Consider the following 23,447-nt stretch of genomic DNA (forward strand, 5'->3'; position numbering starts at 1 on the left):
CGCGTAAAGATAGCCCAAATGACCGCAGGAATAAACCAAACTTGTGATATGTCTTAGGTTTTTATGTAGAAATCCATGCTTTGTTAAGCATAGCTGCTGTATTGATAAGCAAACGTTACGAATAAAAAACAATTTGAAAGCGAAAAAATGAGGGAACTATGGCAAATAAAGTGCAAGCTGGATTGCATATAACCGGGATGTTAAAGAAAGCCGAGCAACTTGAAGCACCGGACTTTGAAGTGGGTTTAGTATCAATGGATGATCTTATTCATCATGAGATTGGTATTCACCCTTACGCGATTGCTGAAACGGCAAAATTGGACGAATCAAAGCAGGAAACTGTTATTGCGCGAGTGGGTGAACAGGATGCGCCTGCAGAATGGTATGTTACAACGCTAACGGGCTTATTGATTAAGGCGGCGAAGAAGTGCGAAGGGCAGCCGTTGAAAGTGAAACTGTCTGGTGCTGACTCATACAGCCGAAAATCTTTACTCGGAAGTGAGCTGGAAGCAGATGAAGTCAATCCGTTAATTGGTCTTCGTGGTGTTTCCCGTTTTGCAGATCGGGGTCACCGCAAAGCTTTTGAGCTTGAATGTGAAGTGATTAAGCGGGCTCGTAATGCTGAAGGTATGACTAATATCGAGCTGGTGGTTCCGTTTGTCCGTACCTGCAGTGAAGCGGCAACCATTATAGACTTGCTGGCAGAGCAGGGGCTTTGTCGTGGTATGAATGGTTTGAAGGTTAATCTGTTGTGCGAATTGCCAGCCAATGCACTGTTAGCCGAGAAATTCCTGCCGTATTTTGACGGCATGGTTATCGATATTGATCAACTGGGCCAGTTCGCATTGGGGCTGGACCAGGATCATCCGACGCTGAACTACTTGCATGATGACCAGAATGAGGCAATACAACTTTTGCTCAAACAGGCACTGAGTGCGGCTGAAGCCAGCAACAAGCCTTGTGATGTCGTCAGCCACTATATCCGACAGGCACCTAAGCTACAGAAGTGGTTGCAGGATTTGGGCATAAAAACTGTGGTTAGTCAGTAAGTAAATTGAAAGTTCAAATATAAAGAAACCGGCAACCAATGCCGGTTTCTTTTTGTGCGTCGTTACCTTAGCAGTACGTGTTTTAGTGGTGTTTTGCTTAGAAGGCGAGTAAGTAACAGCGAGATAATAAAAGTCAGCGGTACGGATATGATGTCAATGAGGATCCCTTCAAGTTCCAAAATGGTAAAAATATTGGCGAGGTAAATAAAGATCATTAGGTGGCAGAGATAGATCCCTAAAATATCTTTGCTCAACCTTGTCAATCGCGGGGTGTTACCCAGTTGCGGCTTGTTCAGTAGTAAGAAAAAGATACCTGTTGTCCAAAGTGGCGTTCCGACGAGAAAGTCGTGTTCAACAAAGAACATGTCGTAACTCACAAGATAATAGGCTTCATAAAGGTGAAAGAGCATACCCGCTAGCAACATATACGCAGCTTTAGCTGTCGAAACACTGATGTTTCTAAATCTGACCTCAAAGCCTATTGCGATCATCAATGTGCTGAAGAAAGGACCATTGCGAGTGAATATCGGTGCTTCAAGGCCAAAAACAGGGTGATAACTTCCGGCCATTAATCCGTAAACATAAAGGATAACGGCCAGTGGTAAAGCGATATGTGCTTGTTTGTAATGACAGAGCATCGCATTGATGGCTGTGCCGCAGATTAAACCGGGAATGAACCACAGATGCACAATGCCGCCTTCAAACAATGTGTTGAGCGGAGCTGACAGCAGATAATCCCAGTATCCCATTCGCTCGGCCAGGTAGCTTTCTTCAACAACGGTTCCCAGATTAAACGGGATAACCAGATAAATCACACTCCATGCCAACCAGATTTTAAGTAAAGGTGCACTGTACTTTTTTAGGGTTTCTACAGGCTCGCCGACTAGTTTTGGCATCAGGAAATAGCCAGAGATAATAAAGAAAAGAGGGACCGCGAATCGTGACAGTTGATTAAGAAGCATGCCTAACCAAGGTTGGTCTCCGATTAACGGTTCAACCTGAAGCGGGGCACAATGAATGATGATCACAGCGATAATGGCAAGGAAACGTCCCAGATCTAAACTGGTTATCCGGCTGTTTTTCATAGAATAAATGACCACAAAAATACAAATACTTGCCGAAAATATCAGTGAGGCAGACTTTGTAAAGCCGACTGGATCAGTTTCATGACTATAAAACTATGCCGATATTATGAACCGTGAATCAGCTCCCAGTACTTCCTTAAAAAGCCGTATGTATGAACTTGATATTTAGTGAGGATGGGGTAGTAAATCCCGACATGTGCCGGGATTTCATTATTCGGGGCAGGGGAAGAAGTTATTTAGGTAATAGGTTCAATATCGACGATTTTTGAACGGTTGATAATTACTTTCCAGCGTTGGATCCGCACGGTTTTATCTTCATCTGTTTCTCGGGTGATCAGGTTGATCAGATGGCGTTTTTCAACCGACTCTTTTGATACCTGTCCGTCTTTAAGCTGATAGAAACGTTGAGAACCTTTCCCCATGAGCTTTGACAATACACGTAAATCAAGGGTCAAAGATTCCAGTGTCTGTTCATAACCGGTCAGGAACTTGGTCGGGGACATCCGAGTTGTGCTTTTGTAGTGAAGAATAGTTTCTTCACGCTGCGATACTTTGTGTTTACGGACCTTTTTGATTTCATCATCAATTTTGCGATAGCTGATGTATTCGAGCCACTCAAGCTGACGGCCAATGAGCTTACTTGAGTTGGCGTCGAAAAACTGTTTGCGCCACTTTGGCTTTCCTTTACGCATCCAGCGCCACATCATGGATTTCAAGTCATCTTTGAACACTTCACGGGCGGCATAGATAAACGACAACACCAGAAGGAAAGACGCGGTAATATCACCCAGCACACCACGCGCTTTAATCATCAGAATGGAGACGAAAATCATCACAAAGCCTGCCGCAAAACCGGCAATAAACTTTTTGGTGTTCTTACCAAGAGCAGTTGTTTTTTCCTTCATAGTGACCGGATATTCAATCAAACGGCGCAACAGGCGCATCTTATTCGACATCCGTGTCGGATCCTGAATCGCTTTGGTGGAGTTATAGTCGTTGTCGAGACGGTGCTGTGACTCTTTTTCGCAGATTTCAAGCAACAGGCTTTTGATTTCCGGGTAGTCGGCATTACGTGGTAGGTGTGCCACCAGCGACAACAATCGCTGCTCGGTATACCACGATAGGTAATTATCAATATTCTGGTAGTATTTCAGCAGCTTTTTATCGGTTGGCACATTACGGCGTAACCTTTTCAGGATGCGAACGGCAAGTTGAGCAACCTCGTCAACTTCTTCAAGCGTTCTTTCCTCATTGCCCTCATGAAGCTGGTGGGTCGTTTTTTCCAGCGCCAGAGAATATTGATACGCATAAAGGCTCAGGCTCAGTCGGTACTGTTCAGTAGAGAGACCGCCGCGACTGGCTAGACGACTGTGCACCAATGGCAGGTGAATGACGTCACTGTAGTAAGTTCGCTTACCTAGAATGGCGTTATGGTAGAACTCGTCTTCAGAAATGATATTGGGGTTGAGTCCTAATTCACCGGGCACGAAAACATAGAGGTCAAGCTGTCGATTAGTGGTTTCCTGAATAACATGGGATATCTTTATTTTATGCCCATCTTTCTTTTCAACAGTGATCACTATGCCTTTAAACCTCGCTTGAAAATGATTGAACTGGCTAAGAAAATAACAGCAGTGATTATCACTTACTTTTAATAGAAATGTTAGCAAGAATGCTGAATTTCACTTAATGAAATTTTTATGAGAGGGCAGAATCGCTCCAGATAGCATTAAAAGAAGAAAAAACAGCCAAATAAATGAATATAGGTCAGGCGCATCAGCTTAACATCACGTATAATGCGCGACCTGAACTATAAGAAGATGGCAACTTTCGTACCTTGTTTGTGGTCTTATAAAAGACAGATGTGCGGTGGTTGTTTTTATTTACCCAGAGAGTGTCAAGTAAATGATTAAAATTGGACAATACAACACATTAGAGGTCGTCAAGCTGGTTGATTTTGGCGTTTTCCTTGATGGTGGTGAAGACTTTGGCAATATCCTGTTGCCGAAATCCTCTGTTCCGGCTGGCACTAAGCTGGGGGATGAAATTGAAGTCTTCCTATATTTTGATTCACAAGATGAAATCATCGCAACCACTAAAGAGCCACTGGCTCAGGTTGGCGATTTCGCTTTACTACGTGTTGTTGGTATCTGCGGTGTCGGTGCATTTGTTGACTGGGGACTGGATAAAGACTTGCTAATCCCGTTCAGTGAGCAGCGTCGTCGCCTAGAAGAAGGCCAGGACATTATGGTTCGCGTGTACAGCGATAAGGCATCTGGCCGTATCGTAGGCACAACTAAATTCAACCGCTTCTTGGATAAAACTCCGGCGGAATATAAAATCGGTGATGAAGTGCAGGTGCAGATTGCTGAAGTCACTGATCTTGGTTACAAGGCGGTGATAGAAGAAGCGCACTGGGGCCTGATCTTTAAAACTGAAGCATTCGGTAAACTGTTCCCGGGTAAGAAGCTGAAAGCATTCGTTCAGGAAATTCGTCCGGACGGTAAAATTACTTTGTCACTGCAAAAAGCAGGTCGTGCAAAAGTCGATGATCTGGCAGATAAGATCATGACAACGCTGGCACGTAAAGGCGGTTTTGTACCACTGAGTGATAAGTCTTCACCGGAAGCGATCTTCAAAGAATTCCGCACAAGTAAAGCAACGTTTAAGAAAACGATCGGTGGCCTGTATAAGAAAGGCCTGATTGTGATTGAACGTGAAGGCATCAGACTGAACGACAACTAATCAGTGCCTTTTTAAGCTAAAATTCAATAAGAAGCCGATGATTTTCATCGGCTTTTTTGTGAGCATAGCTCTACCAACTCTATGCATATAAGTGTATGTTACCTGCGAAAATATTCCATTAATCAAGGTAACAGCAAGGAAATGATATGCAAGGAAGTAATATGTCAAAGCTGGCAGCTTTGGTGGCATTGATAGTTGCAGCCCCGGTTATGGCTGCGGAAGTACCGGCAAACGTAACTCTTTCTGATATTCAGGAGATTGTCCGTGGTAACGGTGATGAAGTCCCGACGCTGGATCCTGCCTTCTCTTCTGATACTTCAAGCTCTCGTGTAATCCAGGACATGTTTGAAGGTTTGGTCAGTCAGGATGGTGACGGGAATATCATTCCAGCTCTGGCTACTGGCTGGAAAAAGTCAGACGATGCCAAAGTCTATACTTTTTCACTCCGTAAAGGGGCGAAATGGTCAAATGGTGAGCCAGTAACTGCTTACGATTTTGAATACAGCTTCAAGCGTGTTATCGATCCCGCGACAGGTTCAAACTATGCCTGGTATTACACAATGGCTCATATTCTGAATGCTGATGCGATCAGTGAAAGTAAGATGCCAAAAGATGAACTGGGTGTAAAAGCACTGGATGATCTGACGCTGCAAATTACATTGGATAAGCCAGTACCATATTTTGAAAAGATGCTGGCACATCCCTCCATGTTCCCGGTTTATCGTAAAGTGGTCGAGAAATACGGAGACGCGTGGACGAAACCGGAACACATTGTTACTAACAGTGCATACAAGCTATCTAAATGGGTGATCAACGAGCGTATTGTTCTGGAGCGTAATCCGGCTTACTGGGATGACGCGAAGACGGTGATCAACAAGGTTACTTATTTACCGATCCAGGATATGACTGCGGAATACAATCGCTTCCGTACCGGTGAAATTGATATCACTTCATCCTTCCCGCTTGAGCAGTACAACGCTATTAAGAAGCAGCGTCCGGATGAGTTGCTGACGATGCCGTCACTCGGCACTTATTACTACCTGTTTAACATTGATAAGAAGCCGTTTGATGATGCTCGTGTACGTAAAGCACTGGCTTATGCTATCGACCGTGATGTTGTCACTAAAGTGATTCTGGGACAGGGACAGCTTCCAGCCTACGGCGTGACTCCGCCATCAGTATCTGGCTTTAAAGCGCCGGAACTGGCTTGGGCGGAGATGAGCCAGAAAGAACGTAATGCCAAAGCGAAGGAATTACTTGAAGCTGCCGGTTACAGCAAATCAAACCCGCTAGAGTTTGAGCTGATTTATAACACCATGGAGTCGCACAAGAAGTTGGCGATTGTGATGGCATCCATGTGGAAGAAAAATCTTGGGGTTAAAGTTGAGCTGGCGAACCAGGAATGGAAGACGTTCCTGCAGAAGCTAAGTCAGAAGGACTTTACGGTTGCCCGTTATGCCTGGAACGGCGACTACAATGAAGCGTCCACCTTCCTGTCTTATTTTGAAACGACAGGTATGAATTATTCGAAGTGGAGCAATGCTGCGTATGATGAGGCAATGGAGAACGCAATCAAGGCTGCGGATAATGCCAAGCGAAATCATTATTACCAGCAGGCTGAGTTGGTGTTTGCACAAGATATGCCGGCAATTCCTCTTTATCACTACACTCGCTCTGTGCTGAAGCAGAAGTATGTTGGCGGCTATTCTGTTACCAATGCTGCAGAAGCACGTTTTACGAAAGATCTGTATATTGAGAAACATTAATTAGTATTGATGAGGTCGCTATTGGTAGCGGCATTTGCCAAAGGCAACACAAAGATAAAGCTGAGTATTCGTACTCGGCTTTTTTTTGCTCTGGTTTTTGTTTTTTATGTAACTGATGTGAACGGGAAATAACTATTGCGAACTATCTCCATAATAGTTACTTCAGGTAACAACGCAAATTATTGATTTGATAGAGTTATTGACGAAACAGGTTAATAGGGCGAATTCTATGCACAAGGCGAAAATTACCATTTTTATGTTGATGTCGGCACTTTTGTTCGGCTGTGCTTCTGGCGATAATTTTTCAAGAAAAAAAGTCGATGCATTTCTGAACTATACCTATGATGAGGCTCAGAAGTTTATTGATTCTGAAGACGGTACAGTCAACCGCATCGGTGATCAGGTGATAGTGGTTTTACGTGGTGATCAGAGCTTTAAGCATGACAGTGCGACCGTGCGTAGAGAGACCCACTATGTACTTCGACGTTTATCCACATTATTGAAAGATCATCCTCAGTCGAAGATATTTATTGCCGGGCATACTGACAGTGTCGGAGCAAAGAAATATAACAAATCGTTGTCTGAAAAGCGGGCTTTATCTGTCTCGCAGTTTCTGATTTCACAGGGCGTTGACTCAGAAAGAATCGGGACGTTCGGGTTCGGTGAAATGATCCCAATAACAGATAACGATTCAGCTGTCGGACGCCGTGAAAACCGCCGAATTGAAGTTCGTATTACGCCAGACTTTGAATTGTTCACGGGTTAAGGCGTGTAGAGGGAAAGGGAAAAAGGAAGCTTCGGCTTCCTTCTTCTCTTTTTTTGGGGGGGAAATTAACTGCAAACAGTACAGGATGGCTGTTTGCCGAGTTTCATTTCACGCCAGCTCATACTCATGGCATCAAGCATCAGGATCTTACCAGTCAGCGGTTGTCCCATATTGGCAACAACTTTGATTGCTTCCATCGCTTGAACCGCACCGACAATGCCGACAACTGGGGACATGATCCCTGCTTCCACACAGGTTAGTGCTTGCTGGCCGAACAGTGCGCTCAGACACTGGTAGCAAGGCTCATCATCCTGATAGCTGTAAACACTGATTTGACCTTCCATGCGAATAGCCGCACCGGAAATCAGCGGAGTTTTAGTCTGGTAGCACAGACGGTTCAGTTGGTTACGAGTGTCGACGTTATCACTGCAGTCAAGCACCACAGTGTGTTGCTCAATCAGTGGTAACAGCTCTTCGTCAGTCAGGCGCTTGGCGATAGTATCAACCTGAGTGTTCGGGTTGATGGTTGTCAGCGCTTGCTTTGCTGATTCTACTTTCAGCATACCGACGGTGCTGTCATTGTGAAGCACTTGGCGCTGTAGGTTGGAGACTTCAACTTTGTCATCATCGATGAGCGTCAGTTTGCCAGCACCAGCGGCTGCAAGATACTGGGTTGAGGCACAACCCAGACCACCGGCACCAAGGATCAGCATTGAGGAATCTTTTAGCGCTTCCTGGCCGTCAAAATCGAACTGCTTCAGGATGATTTGACGGTTATAGCGCAGCATTTCTGCATCAGTCAGTTCTGCCACAATGGATCCTTAGTACAGCGTATGATTGAACAGTTCGATAGTGACTTCTTCGCCCGGCATGACGCGACCGCGATCTTTCTCCAGTACGACAAAGCAGTTAGCCTGGTGCATAGAGCTGAATGCGCCGGAGCCTTGGTTACCGGTAGTCGCTACTTCAACCTGACCATCGGCATTGATTTGGTAGATACCACGCTGGAAGTCAGTACGGCCTGGACGTTTCTTAAATACAGTCGTAGCTTTTGCCTTCACGCGCTGCGGTGGCTGGTACTGGCTGTGACCGGCCAGTTTAGCCAGCATTGGCTGTACCAGCTGGTACAGGGTCAGCATTGCAGAAACCGGGTTACCCGGCAGGCCACAGAACCAGGTGTTTTTGATGGTGCCGAATGCAAAAGGTTTGCCCGGCTTCATTGCGATTTTCCAGAAACCAATCTCGCCCTGCTCATCAAGAATATCTTTGGTGTAGTCGGCTTCACCTACACTCACACCGCCAGAGGTGATCAGAACGTCAGCTTTGGTCGCTTTATTGAATGCCTCGCGCAGTTTTTCCGGGTTATCCGGGATAATACCCAGATCCATAACGTCACAGCCGAATTTTTCCAGCAGGGCGCGAATACCGTAGCGGTTGCTATCATAGATCTGACCGGCTTCAAGTGGCTCACCGACAGAACGCAGTTCATCACCGGTAGAGAAAAATGCGACGATAGGGCGACGGTAAGTTTTCACTGTTGCCACACCCAGTGACGCCAGCAGTGGCATTTCACGGGCTGTAATGCGCGTGCCTTTGGCAACCACAACATCACCAAGGCGAACATCATCACCGATTGGGCGAACATGGTCACCGGCTGGTGGTTTGGTCAGGAAGCGGATGTTGTCGCCGTCTGTTTCAGTTTCTTCTTGCATAACGATAGTGTCAGCACCTTCCGGTAACTGGGCACCTGTCATGATGCGGATACACTGGCCTTGTTCACATCGACCGTCGAACGGGATCCCGGCAAAAGACTTACCCGCCATGATTAGGGTGTCAGTGTTTTCCAGATCTTCGCGGCGAAGGGCATAACCGTCCATTGCTGAGTTGGCAAAAGGCGGTACGTTAATTGGAGAGAGAACATCTTCGGCGATGACCAGTCCCATCGCTTCAGACAGGGAAACGGTATTTACTGTTTCCAATGGCTTAACTTCAGCCAGGATTTTGGCCAGAGCAGTTTCTACAGGCATCAGGCCCGGTGCGTCACAACATCCCATAATTGGTATCCGTTACAAGTCGTTCGCTTATTATGATTGGTATAAGAGATCATTATGACAAAAAAATCAGGCTATAACTAATGCCTTAGTTAATGAGAGCTGTAACTATTCAATTTGGTATTCTTGCCAATTACAGGTATCCTTCGGTCTACATTATCGCTGGCAGAGTGAAATAGGGCATTTTCGCATTGCGCCCGTGCCAGTTGGAGGGAAAGAATGACAGCATTAAGTGAATCTGCATTAAAAGTGCGTAACGCACTGCAAGAACGCGGCCTTGAAACACCGATGACAGATAAGGTGATGAGTCGTGACGAGAAAAAAGAACGAATCGAGTACCACATGCGTGAAGTACTTGAGCTGCTTTCATTGGATTTGACCGATGACAGTCTGGTAGAAACGCCGCATCGTATTGCGAAGATGTATGTGGACGAAGTTTTCTCCGGGCTTGATTATGCTAATTTCCCGAAAATCACAGTTATTGAAAACAAAATGAACTGTGATGAGATGGTTCGAGTTAAAGACATTACGCTTACCAGTACTTGTGAACACCACCTAGTTACCATTGATGGTAAAGCAACTGTGGCATATATCCCGCGTGGCAAGATTATCGGTTTGTCGAAAATTAACCGTATCGTTCGCTTTTTTGCCCAGCGTCCTCAGGTGCAGGAACGTATGACGCAGCAGATTCTAGTTGCGCTGCAAACGCTTCTTGAAAGTGAAGATGTCGCTATTACGATGGATGCGACTCACTACTGCGTGAAAGCGCGTGGTGTAATGGATGCGACAAGTTCTACAACGACGACAGCATTGGGCGGGATCTTCAAACGTAACCCGGCTACCCGTGCGGAGTTTTTAAACGGCCTGCGCTAATCGCAGGTGTAGTTTGTTGTAAGTGATTGACTTTAAAAGCTAGTTGGTTACGCCAGCTGGCTTTTTTGTTTTTACGGGTTATCTATGGATTTGATAAAACTATCCCGGGTCAGTATGAAGCACCTGGTTACGCTTCATGTCATGCTGGATACACTCAGCGTGACAGTCTGTGCCGAGCGTCTGTGTCAGAGTCCGTCTTCGGTCAGTAAAACCCTGACTCAGTTGCGTGAAAATCTGAATGACGAGCTGTTCTACCGTCACGGTAACCAGTTGGTTGCAACGCCGCTGGCAAGGCGCCTTGGTCCGACAGTGCATCAGATGATCAATGAAATGAATCAGATGCTGACTCAGGAAGCGTTTGATCCGGCGAGCTATGAAGGACGGTTCTCTCTGGCGATGCGGGAAAGCACCTTCGAGCTGTTAGCCACCAAGCTGAGCGCAAGAGTGTTAGAGCAGGCTCCGCACCTAAGGCTAGAAATCTGGTCTCGTGACAGCATGGGCTTTGATGGCCTAAGTAAAGGTCAGCTGGATTTTATCTTGCTTCCTCATGACCGGAGCCAACCGCCGTCATGCCAGAATAATCTGGTTTGGGAAACCTTACTGGATGATGAAATGGTCTGCCTGATGAATGCAGGTCATCCTTTGGCTGAGAAGGAGCTGGCACTGGATGACTACCTGAGCTATGGCCATATTGGCATTATGGATCAGGATTTAAGTGTGCCATTTTTTGAAATGGAGCTGGCTCAGCAGCACCGCAAGCGACGGATCGCAATTTCTGTTGCCGACTTCGGTGGAGCCGCACTGATGTGTCATAACAGTGATTTGCTCTTCACGTGCTCGAAAAAGTGGGCTCAGACGGCTATGCAGGCAAAAGGGCTGATCACCAAACCGTTGCCGTTTAATTATGGTGAAGTCTCTTACAGCCTAGTTTGGCACCAACCGAGTATGAATGATCCGGCTCACCGTTGGCTCTATGAGCAGATTGTTGAAGTGTGCAGGGAAGAATTGGTTGATGAAGTTAAGGGAAAGTTGCAAGAACCGAGTATAGAAGCTTAAGTCTCGGTTCCTGATATTTGCTCCTTTAATATAGAAAGGACAGAAAAAACCTAACTGAGCACAACTGCTGGGCGCACAACATTTTTCATGCCTCGTTTTTCCAGTTGTTGTGCAAGGGTTTCAATTTCTTCTTTCGTACATATCGGCCACTCTAATGCCTCTCCGGTTACCCCGTGGTGCTGGAAGGCATTCAGCCTTACCTGAGTACTGATTGGCAGTTGCGACAGGTAATCAGCCAAATCGTCAATTTCAGCCTGAAAATCCGTTACAGACGGTATGTGCAGTAAACGGACTTCGTGTAATTTTTGCTGTTCAGCTAATAAGTTTAACGTTTTAAATACTCTGTGATTGTCGCGCCCGGTGATCCACTGGTGCGTTTCTTCCTGCCAGGCTTTCAGATCGATCATTGCGCCGTCCAATACAGGCATGACTTTCAGCCATCCGGTTTCGCTCAGACTGCCGTTACTGTCGATCATACAGGTCAGGTGATTGAGCGCAGGATCGGCTTTGATCTGTGTAAACAGCTCTGTGATGAAATTCAGCTGGAGTGTCGCTTCTCCGCCGGTAACTGTCACGCCAGTAATAAACAGACTGTTTTTTCTAACAACAGCCAGCATTTCCTCCACCGTATAGCGCTGTGTTTTCGGATTCGATTGTTTCGGACAAACGTCTAAACAGGTATCACAGTGCGTACATAGCGCCGGTTCCCAGATAACCTGAGATTTTCCTGAGCCGTTTTGCCTTATTGAAAGCGCATTGGCAGGGCAGTGGCTAACGCAGTCGCCGCAATGATCACAAACGCCGATTGTGTGCGGGTTATGGCAGTTCTTGCATCGGTAGTTGCATCCTTGCAGGAAAATGACGAGCCTGTTGCCAGGCCCGTCGACGCAAGAGAAGTTGAGAATTTTACTGACCGTTGCCACTGTTGTTACCGTAATAAGGCGTTTGTTCATGACTGATCACTCTCGGCTTGCGGTTCAGGATTCCAGTGTTGGCGGCAGCTTCATTGCCAAGCCATGTGGTATTGGTGCGGGAACCCTCTTGATTGAATTTTTCAATGTCAGACAGCTTGATCATGTAGCCGGTAACACGGATCAGGTCATTTGAATCCACATTGGCGGTAAATTCACGCATACCCAGCGTCAGTGCACCTTTGCAAAGCTGGTACATAGCTTCAGGGTTACCTTTAACTGTTTCATCAATGGTAAGGATGTCACTGATGCCGGACGTGTAATACTGGTGGTGCTCAGCCAGTGCCTGAATATGGGTGACCGGATCCGGTTCTGTGCCATATGGAATACGCACACCTGGTGTTACGTCTTTATCCAGGCTGATACCACCCTGAGCATGAAGCAATGCGTGGCCATTGTAGCCATAAGTGACAGGCGTCGATTTAACAATACTGTCTAATGCTGCTGATATTTGATAACTAAGCTGGTTTGCACCGTCATCATGACCATAACTAGCCTGAATACCTTCTTTTTCCAGCAGAATATTGACCGCTTCTGCCATACCGTAAATGCCGAACATAGGCGTAAAGCGAGATTCATCGATTAACCCTTCTTCAACAAGGAAGCTGTTGAAGAAATGCGAATCCTGATGAAGGAATGCAGAACGCGCTTCAATCAGTTCATACATAAGGTCGCTGTAATGCGGCAGAACATGATTGAGGAAATCTACCCGGTTTTCTGCTTTAAGTGCGGCTTGTTTAAGGTTCATGCGAACCAAGGTGTTGGCACCTCCAGCCAGTGGCAGTGAGTTGTAGCAACTGACAATGCCAAAGCCTTTATTGTCAAAAGCATTCGCATGCAGCGGATAGTTGGCGATGTGGGGCTTGCTGGTTTCACAGATGTTTTTCGCTGCGACACGCAGTAAGTCATCAGGTGTGACAGCAGGGTCATACATAAAGGTCAGGTTAGGGGCTACCTGTTTGAGTTCTGCATCAATGCGCAAAATGGTACGGCAGATAATATTATCCGACGGGCCGATATTGGCATGCATGAAAGCATCCGGCAGGGTGCGATCCAGCATGATCCAGAATAGTTTCAGCTTGCGATAAATGGCGTCTTCATCCAGTCCTTCAGCAAACGGCAGCAGAATTTCATCAAGTTGACCTAGGTAAACCGGAATATTGGTAACTGAAGGGACATGGTGATAGAGAATTGTCAGGGCATTAATGGCTTCATCAAGATCCTGCGCAGGTTCAAGCTCAAGGTACGCTGAACCTTGCTTGAGGAATTTTCCGTAATCTGGCAGTACATAACGTGGCTTGAATGGTGCGTTGCCTTCAAACATATCGCAGATAATCCCGTGCTCCATAGCTTCTTTTACAGCTTCAGAAATAGTGAGGTAGGGAATACTGGCATCCGCTTCCAATGCAAGGAAGTTCGATTTTTGCTTTGGCGAAAGCGTAGGATCAGTAATGATTTGATGGAATTTTTCTTGCAAGGCCATGATTAAATACCCGCTAAACTTATGTGGGCTTAACCTTATCCTTTATACGGTATTTCTAGAAGTGAAATCGTTGAAAATATCATTTTCTCAAATGGAAATCCGACATTCCGCATCACAATGACTCAGAGCCACTGAAGAAATAATATTCATATTCTTCACATAAAAATTTCATCATAACTTGGGTGATAGTTCACTTAATTAATCTTTCGAAATATGTTTATTTTGAAGGCTGAATGCTATTCTGCCAACCGCTTTAGTCAGATCCATATTTCTTTAAATTAAATAATGATAGAAACAGCAATTAATGATTAATGTCAGACGGCAATTAAGTATATGAAATATTGAGTTAAAACAGATTGTCGAAAGCTGTTTTTTTGTACTGGCTTGTCATAATGTTAAATTATTGACTACATATTAAAAGCGCCAGATAAGTAAAGATAAAGGCTGAATTGTTTCTATCGGTAAGCAATCATGGATTGACAGCAATAACTAAAACCAACCTCAGTTCAGGACCGTTGGATAATGATTAATACTGTTCTAATTGTAAGTAGATATTGTTGTAGATTACTTATTTTACTCTTCGTGTTTCCTGTGTTTGCGTATGGACAGGAGTTGCTGGGCTGGCAGTTCCTGGATGGTAATCAGCTTGACAGCCAGAAGCAACTTTGCCCCGACAGTGATAACAAAGTCTGTTTTACAAACGCATTAGAAAATATATATAGGGAAAATAATTACTATCCTTTGTGGCTTGATGAGTCATTTCAGAGTGAATTATTACTGCAGTTAAAATCTCTGGTGTACGCAGAACTTGTTCCCGGAATGGATTTGCGACTTAATGAGCTTGAAAAGCTATCTGAAAACAGTGACTTGCGTGGCTTTGACTTATTGGCAACCGACACATTACTGGCTTATAAATCTATTGTTCTGCAGGTTCAGAAAAAGCCGCGGTATTTATTCAAAGGACATAAGTTACGTATTCCTCGACAAACATATCTGGGTACGATCCTTTCAATTTCTCCAAAATACCTTTCTGAAGAATTGCAGCAGCTAAAGCCGAATGTGAAGCGGCTGGAAAATGCCATTGAGGTTGCGGAAGAGTTCATACGATTGCCCTCGCATAACTATGTAGCAAACAAGGGGGCTCGGGTAATCCGTTGTGGTCAGGAAATTATTCATGGTCATGCGATGCTTGAAGTCCTGTATCGCTACGGTGATCTTGCGTTTTCTGATTATCAGTGGCTCAGGCAGCAGCCTGTGATTGAAAATGCCGGACCGGTAAATGATGCAATCAAGGCTTTTCAGCGTCGAAATGGTTTGTCCGTGGATGGGATTATAGGTCCATCAACCAAACGACAACTTGCGCTGCCATATAAAGAAGTAGCCAGGGTGATTGCACTAAACCAGCAACGCAGCCGTTTTGGCGCAGATGGCAGTAAGCGACCAGTAATTAAAGTGAATATTCCGGATTACAGCCTCAGGGTTACTAATCAGGAGCAGTTGTTATTTGAATCTAAGGTGATTGTCGGGCGCGCCAACAGGCCGACAAACCTGTTTTCATCGTCTCTGAATACAATGGTCGTCAATCCGACCTGGAATGTCCCGATGACGATTAAGCAAAAAGATGTGATTCCCAAAGTAAAGAAGTCACGAGAATATTTGACGAATAAGAATATGAAAATCGTGAAAAGCTGGATTGATCGCAGTGAGATCCTGCCGGATCAGATTGAGTGGAGTATGGTCGATCCAGAAACATTCCCCTATGAGTTTCAGCAAGGACCCGGACCGACTAATGCGCTTGGTCGCGTTAAGTTTCTGATGCCGAATGACTATGCGATATTCCTTCACGATACACCGGCACGCAGTTTGTTTAATCGCAACAAGCGAAATTTGAGTTCAGGTTGTGTACGGGTAGAAAAGGCAGAAGAGCTTGCACAGTTCATTCTTGATTATCAGCGTCGTTCTGGAATAGCGCCTTTTGCTCATATGGTCAGGGATGAAGACTCTGATACCGTCAGCCTGGCTCGTCGTCTTGATGTTGAGTTTATGTATATGACAGCCTGGTTAGATGAAAACGACAGGCTGCAGTTACGAGAAGACATTTATGGGTATGACAGGCCCGGTTCTCATCCGGTCGACCCAGAATTTGTGACCCTTAAAGATTTCAGGTACTGAAGCTGGTACTTCTGAAGCGGGTCGTTAAGAAATTGATGTTGGTTGAAACAGATGCTTCTGCAATAAGTGCTCTTGAATAAATCGTGGAGTGAATAACCTAACCACAGCCATCCGCAGTGGTTAGGTTTTTTTTCGTTTAGCTCACAGTCAATTTACTCAGGAAGATACCGCTGCGGCTTTGGTTTTCCACAAAGACCCGATGATTGCGGTTGAAATAGTCACGACAATCACACCCAGGGATACCGGGGTTGGAATTGCCCAAGTAGTTTCCATCAATAGCATCTTCACGCCGATAAAACTCAGAATGAATGCCAGTGCTGGCCGTAGATAACAGAAGCGGGTCAGCATACCTTCCAGAACAAAGTACAAAGAGCGTAACCCGAGCAGGGCAAACACGTTAGCGGTGAATACCAGGAATGGCTCTTTAGTTACGGCAAAGATTGCCGGGATTGAATCCAGTGCAAACATCACGTCAGTAAGTGCAATCACAGCAATGACAATCATCATCGGTGTTGCAATCCAGCCGATGCGGTCTTTATATAGCACCTTGTGTCCCTGGTAAGATTCACTAACACGGAAGCATTTCTTCACCAGTCTGACCGGCAATGATTTGGAAAAGTCTTCTGGTTGTTCATCGTCCTCCTGCCATAGCTTAAAGCCGGTATAAAGCAGGAAGGCTGCAAACACATACAGTACCCAATGGAACTGAGTCAGTAATTCTGCACCAATGGCGATCATCAAGCCGCGCAGCAGCAGGGCTCCCACTACACCTAGCATCAATACGCGCGGGCGTAATGATTCCGGTACAGCAAACTGACCGAAGATCAGCGCAAATACAAACAGGTTGTCGACACTCAATGATTTTTCCAACAAGTAACCTGTCAGAAAAGCCGTTGCAGCTTCACTATTTGTATAACTGCTCTCCGGTGCCATCTGCTGCCAGTAAAGATAAATAAACCCGTTAAAGAGCAGGGCAAGGAATACCCAGAACAAACTCCATAACGCAGCTTTCTTTATTGTGATAACACCGCCACGGGTTTGGTATAAATCCAGCGCCAGCATGATAACAGTCAGAACTGCGAACCCTTCATAACTCAAAAGGCTCATGATTTTCTCCTTTCTAAGATACGCGAAAGGAGGAACAGACTGGGTGTGCTACGACCTTCCACGCATTACTACAATTACACCGGAGTGCATGAATAATGGCGTTGGTCTTGTCAGAATGGTGTCATGTGAGATGTTGATGACAAATCCATCCTCGACTGCCGGAAGCATGAGGCTTCGGGATGACGACAGGCGAACAATTAGTGACTACTCCCCAAACGAACCTGATCTTAATGCTGATAGAAGAAGAATGCCAATGAAAAAAATTTATTCTGTTAATCAGAATGGATGATTGATGCTCAGTCTGTACTTAAGCCGGACTGGAAGTTTTAATGTAAAACCCTTGAAAATAAATTATTTCCCGACTCGTGATAAAGATCAAAATAAACACGGAATTTATTTAAATAAGAGAGATGACCGTAATTGGGATGGGTTTCGATCGCTGATAATATGATACCGCCCGATGTATTGTAAAAGCCAATAGCTTGTTCAGTGTTATCACTCTCGTGATTAATATTGAAATTACATAATGTCGAGCAGCCGATGAATAATATTCATTAATCCATAGTGGAAAATGTTATTAAACATTCATCGTTATTATAATTAATCATATATTAGGGGTTAGTAATGGCAAAAGTATCTCTCGTAAAAAAGATAATTACGGGTGTTTCACTTTTAGTTCTTCTTATTGCTTCTGTCGGCACCTGGCTTGCTGTAAGACGGATTTCTGACTTAACACTGACAAATGTCAGAAGCGGTCTGGCGACACAAGTTAGTGAGAAAGCCGAGTTTGCAAAAGGTTATGTCTCTAAATATCAATCGCTTGCCACAACTTTTCTGATGAGTTCAGATGTTCGCTCCTTTGTAGAAGAACGAGGTGAGTTAAGTGACGAATTACCAAGAGAAAGATATGAAAATGTACTTTCTTATATCCACAGAATGAATGAAACGGATGAAAATCTGTTTAGTTTATTTTTTGCCTTGGAAAATACAGGTGAATATTATGATGCTTCAGGTCGTTATTATGATTCGTCAGTAGACTTGAAACAACGTCCGTGGTGGAGAACAACACTGTCAGAAAGAAAAGCATGGTTCACAACTGCCATCGATGTAAGAAATGGCAATCTTAATGGCGCATTATATATCCCTGTTTATGATAACGCAGGGAGGCTTGAATATATTGGTGGGGCTGATGTAAAAATAACAGCACTTCAGCAAGCCTTATTAGACGAAACCCGTTATATGGGAGAAGGCACGGCTTTTCTGTTTAATGATAAAGGTGAAGTGATTTTATTTTCAGGTATGACACCTGATGACATGAGCGGCTTAACACTGGATAAACTCGATTACAATAATCCAGGATTTGCCAACCTGAGAAAAGCCAGTTTGCAAGGCGAGACCTCATTTGCTGAAGTAACCTGGCAGGGCAACAGCCAGTTAGTGGCAATGCATGACATTGTGCTGGAGTCACCGAAACTTAACTGGAAGTTGGCTCTGATGGTGCCAATGTCAATGGTTGATAAGCCGGTAGAAGAAGCCAGCCACAGAGCGATGTTGCTGGCTTTACTGGGAACGGTTGCGATGGCGACCGCTCTTGGCCTCTTCTGTATGAAAGCACTTGCGCCACTTCATGAGGCCGCGGCAGCAATGCGTGATATTGCTCATGGAGATGGGGATCTGACACAGCGTTTAACCTTCGACAGAAAAGATGAAATTGGCCAGGTTGCAATGGCGTTCAATGACTTTGCCGGCAAAATTCAGGGGCTGATCATTCAAAGCCGTAAACTGGCCGGAAAGGTTGAAGTGAATAGTCAGGGTATGGAGCAGACAATCGTTGCGACGAATAAAGCCGTACAGGTTCAGAAGGGCGAACTGGACCAAATTGCTACTGCTGCAACGGAAATGGGTCATGCGGTAAATGAAATATCGACCAATGCAGAGCAGACCCGAATGATGACCCAACAGGCTGAATCACTGGTTTCAACCAGTAATGACACCGTGCAGTCAGCCATCAAAAATGTTGAGTTACTGACACATGAGATTTTCAGTGCGGAAGAGTTGGTGTTGAATCTGCGGCAGGATGCTGAGCAGATCGGTCAGGTGTTGGGAGTGATAAGTGATATTGCTGAACAAACCAATTTGTTAGCTCTGAACGCAGCGATTGAAGCGGCGCGGGCCGGTGAATACGGACGAGGTTTTGCCGTGGTAGCTGATGAAGTCAGAAGCTTGGCCAGTAAAACACAGGAATCAACTGTTAACATTCAGCGGATTATCGAACAGCTGCAATCGAATACTCATAATGTGACTTCTGTGATGGGTAATAACCGACGACAGGCCGAACAGACGATGGATGAAGCCAGCCATGTCGGTGACGCGTTAAACAAGATCATGCATGCTATTTCCGAGATCCAGGCTCAGACAGAGCAAATTGCCTGTGCAACAGCGGAGCAGACAGAAGTCGTGCAGGAGATTGGACGAAACGTGAATCGGGTAAATGAGATGGCGGATGAAACCGGCACACAGATGACAGCCGCTGTGTCTGAAACTCAGCAGCTGAATAGTAATAATAAAGAGCTGCAATTGGCGATGAACAGTTTCAGAGTGTAACAGTTTCAGAAGGTAGTTAACGTTCCAGACTCAAAAGCTCACATCAGCGTCTTAAGCAGGATGTGAGCTTTTTTATTCTTATCTCGAACATACCACCAACTCGGTGGGGATTGTTTTAGGTTAAGCCTCACAGGAAGCGAGATCTGGAATACAGCGGTTCCTGCCGGACATTTTTGCCTGATAAAGACGCTCATCTGCCACTCTGATCAGATTATCAATGCCGGCACCGGGTGAGCTTTCAATATCAGCAATACCAAAGCTGGCTGTAAGGCTTTTACCATCAACTTTCATATCTTTTTCAATGGTGGCTCTTAATCGCTCTGCTATTGCTACGGCATCATTTAGCTCGGTGTTAAAGCAGATGATCATGAACTCTTCGCCACCCCAGCGACCTAACGTATCCGAGTTACGTAACTGATGCTGTAAAAGCTGCGATAGTGATTTCAGAACATTGTCGCCTTCGAGGTGGCCGTGCTTGTCATTGATGACTTTAAAGTGGTCTATATCAATGATAATGATAGAGAAATTAATATTTGCTCTGAGGAACAGGGAATAAGCCAGCCTTAAGCTTTTATTAATCCCTCGTCTGTTTAGCTGAGAAGTCAGCTCATCTTTAACGGACAGTGCTTTTAATCTTACGCCTTGGGAATAGAAGTAATAAATGGCAAAGCACAGTAAGAGCAATACCGGAGAGATTTGGTATAGCCACTGAAATTCGGGTTTGGGTTCCTTATACCAGAACCATTTTTGCCTTAACTGGTTGAGCTCATCAGTACTGATTGCAGCGATAGCTGGATTTATTTCCTTGATAATACTGGCATTTTCTTTTTTGACTGCGGCACGAAGCTCCCAATATACGCCGGTACCAGAATTGATGCTAAAACCGGGAAACTCTTCCATCAGAATGTATTGCATCACTTCTGATGAGTCGACCATTGCATCAATTTCATTGTTGAATAAAGCAATCAGGCCGGATTTGAGACTACGATAATAGCTGGCGCTTTGTATATTCAGTGAATCTGAAGGTCCGTACTCATCAACCAGACCAAGTCGACTGTTTCTTACAAAAGCTTTGGGATCGGTAATATAGCGTTCCTGCTTATTGGTGACGAAAACCAGTTCGCTTTTATAGATAACATCAGAAAAAACTAAATGCTTTCTGCGCTTTTCTGTCGATTGAATATCAAAAATAACATCACAGCCGCCGTTAAGAATCTCTGAATATGATTCTGACCATGAATTCGTATTATGTAATACAAAACTAAGGCCGGAATGAATTTGAATTCTTTTAATAAGGTCGGCACTAAGGCCTTTATGGGTACCATTGTCGGTATAACTAAGAGGATACCAGTTGGGGTCGATGCAATACGATAACTCACTCTTCTGAGCTGACCATGCGCTAGGAGAGAGAATAATACCTAATATAAACAGTATCTTAGAGTCTGGAAGTTTGAGCATCTCTTTCTTGTTCACTGTATTGCATATTTTGTCACCTGAAGAGTAATACTCGTGTGACGATTATTTATTTCGATTTTATTTCTTTTGTAAATAAAGCTCAAACGTTGTTTTTAATAATTTGCTTAATTAAAGCGGTTGGATAACGCTTAGTGTGTGTTGTTTCATATTTTGGTTATATTGGCTTGTTTTTCTTAATCTTGGCTTTATTTATCCGGTTGGAGTGGTAAATTGAATAAGTAAACTATTCAATACAAACATGGAAGAAATCTCATACAAGCCTGATTAACTAATGATTAAAGTAAAAGTTTGCCATCAAAAAAAGTCAATCCTTAACGGAGGTTGAACAGAAAATTAATATAAAAAGCAAAAAAAGATTTTGAAATGAAAGAGGCATTTTAGAAAGGGTGGTTCTGATAGTATCTTTTTGAGTTGGTGTGATTAGTGTTTAAGGATAAAAACATGGAAAGAAAAATGCTAATACGGAACATTGCTTATATGGAACGCGAATTATCAGAAATGAAAAAAGAACTGGCATTGTTAGATGCCAGATGGGAACAGCAACAGATTGTGACCAACAAGAGTCAAAATGATGAGAGCCTGATGTATGTTGAAGAACATTAGGTAGTTATTTGAATCAGTCAAAACTTACAAAGAAGCGATGGTCTAGGCCATCGCTTCTTTTTCTATATTTGTTTCACTACCACCATGTTTGTTTCACCATGAAATGATGTGCTGCTACATTTTGGTGCATCGCATTAACGACTTCACTCATATAGGGCAGTCAGGTGTTCATTTTGGTGAATCCTGAGCAAAAAATTTGGGGCAATTGACGAAATATGCTGGTTCTACATACTTAGTTCAGGTGGCTTGATAGTTGCTAAGTGATAGTTGAAAAGCTTGTTAATGGAAATAGTTACAGATAAATCAACAGAAGTGTGCTGACAGTATGTCTTGAACCGCTATCAACTATTAAGCAGAGGAAGCCCGATGATTGATGAAACCATAACCGTCATTTTGGCTGGTGGAGAAGGAAAACGTCTTACCCCTTTAACGGATAATCGAGCTAAACCGGCTGTGCCGTTCGGCGGTAAATATCGAATCATTGATTTCACCCTTGCGAACTGCCTTCATTCAGGGTTACGAAAAATTCTGGTGCTTACGCAGTACAAATCCCACTCATTGCAAAAACACCTTAGGGATGGCTGGTCGATTTTCAATCCTGAGCTCGGAGAATATATCACAGCCGTGCCGCCTCAAATGCGTACCGGAGACAGTTGGTATCAGGGCACTGCGGATGCCATTTACCAGAACCTTTATTTACTCCAGCGCAGCAATGCAAAGTATGTTGTTGTCCTTTCCGGGGATCATATCTACCGCATGGATTATGCGCCCATGCTTCGCCAGCACATTGAAACCGATGCGGCATTGACGGTTGCCTGTATGAATGTAACAAAAAAAGAAGCGACAGCCTTTGGTGTGATGCAGGCCGATGTTGACCATCGTGTTATTGCATTTGAGGAGAAGCCGGCAAATCCGGCTACGTTGCCAGACAACCCTGATGTTTGCCTGGCATCAATGGGGATTTATATTTTTTCTCTCGATGTACTGGAAAAGGTATTACAGCAAGATGCGATAAATAAAGGCTCCAGCCATGATTTTGGTAAAGACATTATCCCGGCAATGATCGACAGGGCACATGTTTACGCATATCGGTTTGGTGGTGAAGCCGGGCGGGTAACTCAGGATGCTTATTGGCGTGATGTCGGGACCATAGATGCGTTTTATCAGGCTAATATGGATTTGCTCTTAGCTGAATCCCCGGTGGATTTATATCAACAGGACTGGCCGATAAGAACTTATGAGCCTCAGTTACCACCAGCAAGAACGGTGTCATCGGCACAAGGAAATGAAGGGATCTTCATCAACTCAATCATTTCAAGTGGTGTGGTGATCGCCGGAGGCTCTGCTCAAAATTCAGTTCTGTTTCCGAGAGTATCCATAGGGAACGCTGCTGTGGTAATTAACAGCATTCTTTTTGAAGGAGTAAAGCTGGGGGAGGGGGCGCATCTTGAAAACTGCGTTGTAGATAAATATGTCGAGATACCACCGGGAACGGTTATCGGCGTTGATAAAAAGAAAGATGCTGAGCGTTTTCATATTTCAGATAATGGTGTGGTTGTTATCTCATCATCACATCAGTTTAATTGAACGTTGAAATAAATAATTCATTTATCATCATGCTTATGTGGAATGTAAGACTT

Annotated in this window: 18 protein-coding genes; 10 read left to right on the top strand and 8 right to left on the bottom strand. The window is 44.5% G+C overall.

The window, feature by feature from the left end:
- The first annotated feature begins 158 nt into the window (after positions 1-158).
- A complete protein-coding gene (locus tag C942_RS00820) occupies positions 159-1,049 on the top strand; it encodes a putative PEP-binding protein (protein WP_007461367.1) in 891 nt (296 codons plus the stop codon).
- Positions 1,050-1,111: 62 nt separating this feature from the next.
- On the opposite strand, the gene C942_RS00825 is transcribed toward C942_RS00820, so the two are convergent.
- Together C942_RS00825 and C942_RS00830 are read right to left on the bottom strand one after the other, a co-directional pair.
- Positions 1,112-2,134, bottom strand: coding sequence for an acyltransferase (locus C942_RS00825; RefSeq protein ID WP_007461369.1), 1,023 nt, complete (start codon positions 2,132-2,134; stop codon positions 1,112-1,114).
- 236 nt (positions 2,135-2,370) lie between these two features.
- Positions 2,371-3,714 (bottom strand): hypothetical protein, encoded by a 1,344-nt coding sequence (locus tag C942_RS00830; protein ID WP_007461371.1) that lies wholly within the window; start codon positions 3,712-3,714, stop codon positions 2,371-2,373.
- Positions 3,715-4,039: 325 nt separating this feature from the next.
- Between C942_RS00830 and C942_RS00835 the strand changes: the two genes are divergently transcribed.
- The 3 genes from C942_RS00835 (at position 4,040) to C942_RS00845 (ending at position 7,411) form a co-directional block, all read left to right on the top strand.
- Positions 4,040-4,879 carry a CvfB family protein gene (locus C942_RS00835; protein WP_007461374.1) on the top strand — a complete coding sequence of 280 codons (840 nt, stop codon included), beginning with the start codon at positions 4,040-4,042 and terminating at the stop codon, positions 4,877-4,879.
- Between the two features lie 146 nt (positions 4,880-5,025).
- The gene (locus C942_RS00840; protein WP_007461376.1) at positions 5,026-6,645 is read left to right on the top strand and encodes a peptide ABC transporter substrate-binding protein; all 1,620 of its coding nucleotides are present in this window, start codon (positions 5,026-5,028) and stop codon (positions 6,643-6,645) included.
- Between the two features lie 229 nt (positions 6,646-6,874).
- A complete protein-coding gene (locus C942_RS00845) occupies positions 6,875-7,411 on the top strand; it encodes an OmpA family protein (RefSeq protein ID WP_051035679.1) in 537 nt (178 codons plus the stop codon).
- Between the two features lie 65 nt (positions 7,412-7,476).
- Here C942_RS00845 and moeB read toward each other — a convergent pair whose 3' ends face one another.
- Positions 7,477-8,223, bottom strand: a complete 747-nt coding sequence (gene moeB, locus C942_RS00850) for a molybdopterin-synthase adenylyltransferase MoeB (RefSeq protein ID WP_007461382.1) — start codon at positions 8,221-8,223, stop codon at positions 7,477-7,479.
- A gap of 9 nt (positions 8,224-8,232) precedes the next feature.
- Positions 8,233-9,465, bottom strand: coding sequence for a molybdopterin molybdotransferase MoeA (gene moeA, locus C942_RS00855; protein ID WP_007461384.1), 1,233 nt, complete (start codon positions 9,463-9,465; stop codon positions 8,233-8,235).
- A gap of 216 nt (positions 9,466-9,681) precedes the next feature.
- Here moeA and folE point away from each other — a divergent pair, with 216 nt between their 5' ends.
- Both folE and C942_RS00865 read left to right on the top strand, forming a co-directional pair.
- Complete coding sequence (gene folE, locus C942_RS00860) at positions 9,682-10,335, top strand: GTP cyclohydrolase I FolE (RefSeq protein ID WP_007461386.1); 654 nt, start codon at positions 9,682-9,684, stop codon at positions 10,333-10,335.
- 84 nt (positions 10,336-10,419) lie between these two features.
- A complete protein-coding gene (locus C942_RS00865; protein ID WP_007461388.1) occupies positions 10,420-11,391 on the top strand; it encodes a LysR family transcriptional regulator in 972 nt (323 codons plus the stop codon).
- A gap of 50 nt (positions 11,392-11,441) precedes the next feature.
- Here the strand turns inward: C942_RS00865 and C942_RS00870 are convergent, their stop codons facing one another.
- Positions 11,442-12,344, bottom strand: a complete 903-nt coding sequence (locus C942_RS00870; RefSeq protein WP_036798181.1) for a YjjW family glycine radical enzyme activase — start codon at positions 12,342-12,344, stop codon at positions 11,442-11,444.
- Positions 12,298-13,845, bottom strand: a complete 1,548-nt coding sequence (locus tag C942_RS00875) for a YjjI family glycine radical enzyme (protein ID WP_007461392.1) — start codon at positions 13,843-13,845, stop codon at positions 12,298-12,300. The genes C942_RS00870 and C942_RS00875 overlap by 47 nt, the downstream gene beginning before the upstream one ends.
- A 591-nt stretch (positions 13,846-14,436) precedes the next feature.
- Here C942_RS00875 and C942_RS00880 point away from each other — a divergent pair.
- A complete protein-coding gene (locus C942_RS00880; RefSeq protein WP_198287456.1) occupies positions 14,437-16,017 on the top strand; it encodes a L,D-transpeptidase family protein in 1,581 nt (526 codons plus the stop codon).
- 156 nt (positions 16,018-16,173) lie between these two features.
- Here the strand turns inward: C942_RS00880 and C942_RS00885 are convergent, their stop codons facing one another.
- The gene (locus C942_RS00885) at positions 16,174-17,124 is read right to left on the bottom strand and encodes a TerC family protein (protein WP_007461396.1); all 951 of its coding nucleotides are present in this window, start codon (positions 17,122-17,124) and stop codon (positions 16,174-16,176) included.
- A 624-nt stretch (positions 17,125-17,748) separates the two neighbouring features.
- On the opposite strand from C942_RS00885, the gene C942_RS00890 reads away from it, so the two are divergent.
- On the top strand, positions 17,749-19,728 hold the full coding sequence (locus C942_RS00890) for a methyl-accepting chemotaxis protein (RefSeq protein ID WP_007461398.1): 1,980 nt from the start codon (positions 17,749-17,751) through the stop codon (positions 19,726-19,728).
- A gap of 120 nt (positions 19,729-19,848) precedes the next feature.
- On the opposite strand, the gene C942_RS00895 is transcribed toward C942_RS00890, so the two are convergent.
- A complete protein-coding gene (locus tag C942_RS00895; protein WP_036798186.1) occupies positions 19,849-21,186 on the bottom strand; it encodes a transporter substrate-binding domain-containing diguanylate cyclase in 1,338 nt (445 codons plus the stop codon).
- Positions 21,187-21,645: 459 nt separating this feature from the next.
- Between C942_RS00895 and C942_RS24960 the strand changes: the two genes are divergently transcribed.
- Positions 21,646-21,807, top strand: a complete 162-nt coding sequence (locus tag C942_RS24960) for a hypothetical protein (RefSeq protein ID WP_007461402.1) — start codon at positions 21,646-21,648, stop codon at positions 21,805-21,807.
- A gap of 369 nt (positions 21,808-22,176) precedes the next feature.
- Positions 22,177-23,394, top strand: coding sequence for a glucose-1-phosphate adenylyltransferase (gene glgC, locus C942_RS00900; protein WP_036798284.1), 1,218 nt, complete (start codon positions 22,177-22,179; stop codon positions 23,392-23,394).
- The last annotated feature ends 53 nt before the right edge of the window (positions 23,395-23,447 follow it).

Origin of the sequence: Photobacterium marinum, from assembly GCF_000331515.1 — a bacterium.
GTDB lineage: Bacteria > Pseudomonadota > Gammaproteobacteria > Enterobacterales > Vibrionaceae > Photobacterium > Photobacterium marinum.

Excerpts from the sequence above, each read along its gene's own strand:
- C942_RS00825 (WP_007461369.1), bottom strand. The coding sequence starts at position 2,134 with ATGAAAAACAGCCGGATAACCAGTTTAGATCTGGGACGTTTCCTTGCC.
- C942_RS00840 (WP_007461376.1), top strand. The coding sequence starts at position 5,026 with ATGCAAGGAAGTAATATGTCAAAGCTGGCAGCTTTGGTGGCATTGATA.
- folE (WP_007461386.1), top strand. The coding sequence starts at position 9,682 with ATGACAGCATTAAGTGAATCTGCATTAAAAGTGCGTAACGCACTGCAA.
- C942_RS00875 (WP_007461392.1), bottom strand. The coding sequence starts at position 13,845 with ATGGCCTTGCAAGAAAAATTCCATCAAATCATTACTGATCCTACGCTT.
- C942_RS00890 (WP_007461398.1), top strand. The coding sequence starts at position 17,749 with ATGGCAAAAGTATCTCTCGTAAAAAAGATAATTACGGGTGTTTCACTT.
- moeA (WP_007461384.1), bottom strand. The coding sequence starts at position 9,465 with ATGGGATGTTGTGACGCACCGGGCCTGATGCCTGTAGAAACTGCTCTG.
- C942_RS00820 (WP_007461367.1), top strand. The coding sequence starts at position 159 with ATGGCAAATAAAGTGCAAGCTGGATTGCATATAACCGGGATGTTAAAG.
- C942_RS00865 (WP_007461388.1), top strand. The coding sequence starts at position 10,420 with ATGGATTTGATAAAACTATCCCGGGTCAGTATGAAGCACCTGGTTACG.
- C942_RS00835 (WP_007461374.1), top strand. The coding sequence starts at position 4,040 with ATGATTAAAATTGGACAATACAACACATTAGAGGTCGTCAAGCTGGTT.
- C942_RS00885 (WP_007461396.1), bottom strand. The coding sequence starts at position 17,124 with ATGAGCCTTTTGAGTTATGAAGGGTTCGCAGTTCTGACTGTTATCATG.
- C942_RS24960 (WP_007461402.1), top strand. The coding sequence starts at position 21,646 with ATGGAAAGAAAAATGCTAATACGGAACATTGCTTATATGGAACGCGAA.
- C942_RS00870 (WP_036798181.1), bottom strand. The coding sequence starts at position 12,344 with ATGAACAAACGCCTTATTACGGTAACAACAGTGGCAACGGTCAGTAAA.
- C942_RS00845 (WP_051035679.1), top strand. The coding sequence starts at position 6,875 with ATGCACAAGGCGAAAATTACCATTTTTATGTTGATGTCGGCACTTTTG.
- C942_RS00895 (WP_036798186.1), bottom strand. The coding sequence starts at position 21,186 with ATGCTCAAACTTCCAGACTCTAAGATACTGTTTATATTAGGTATTATT.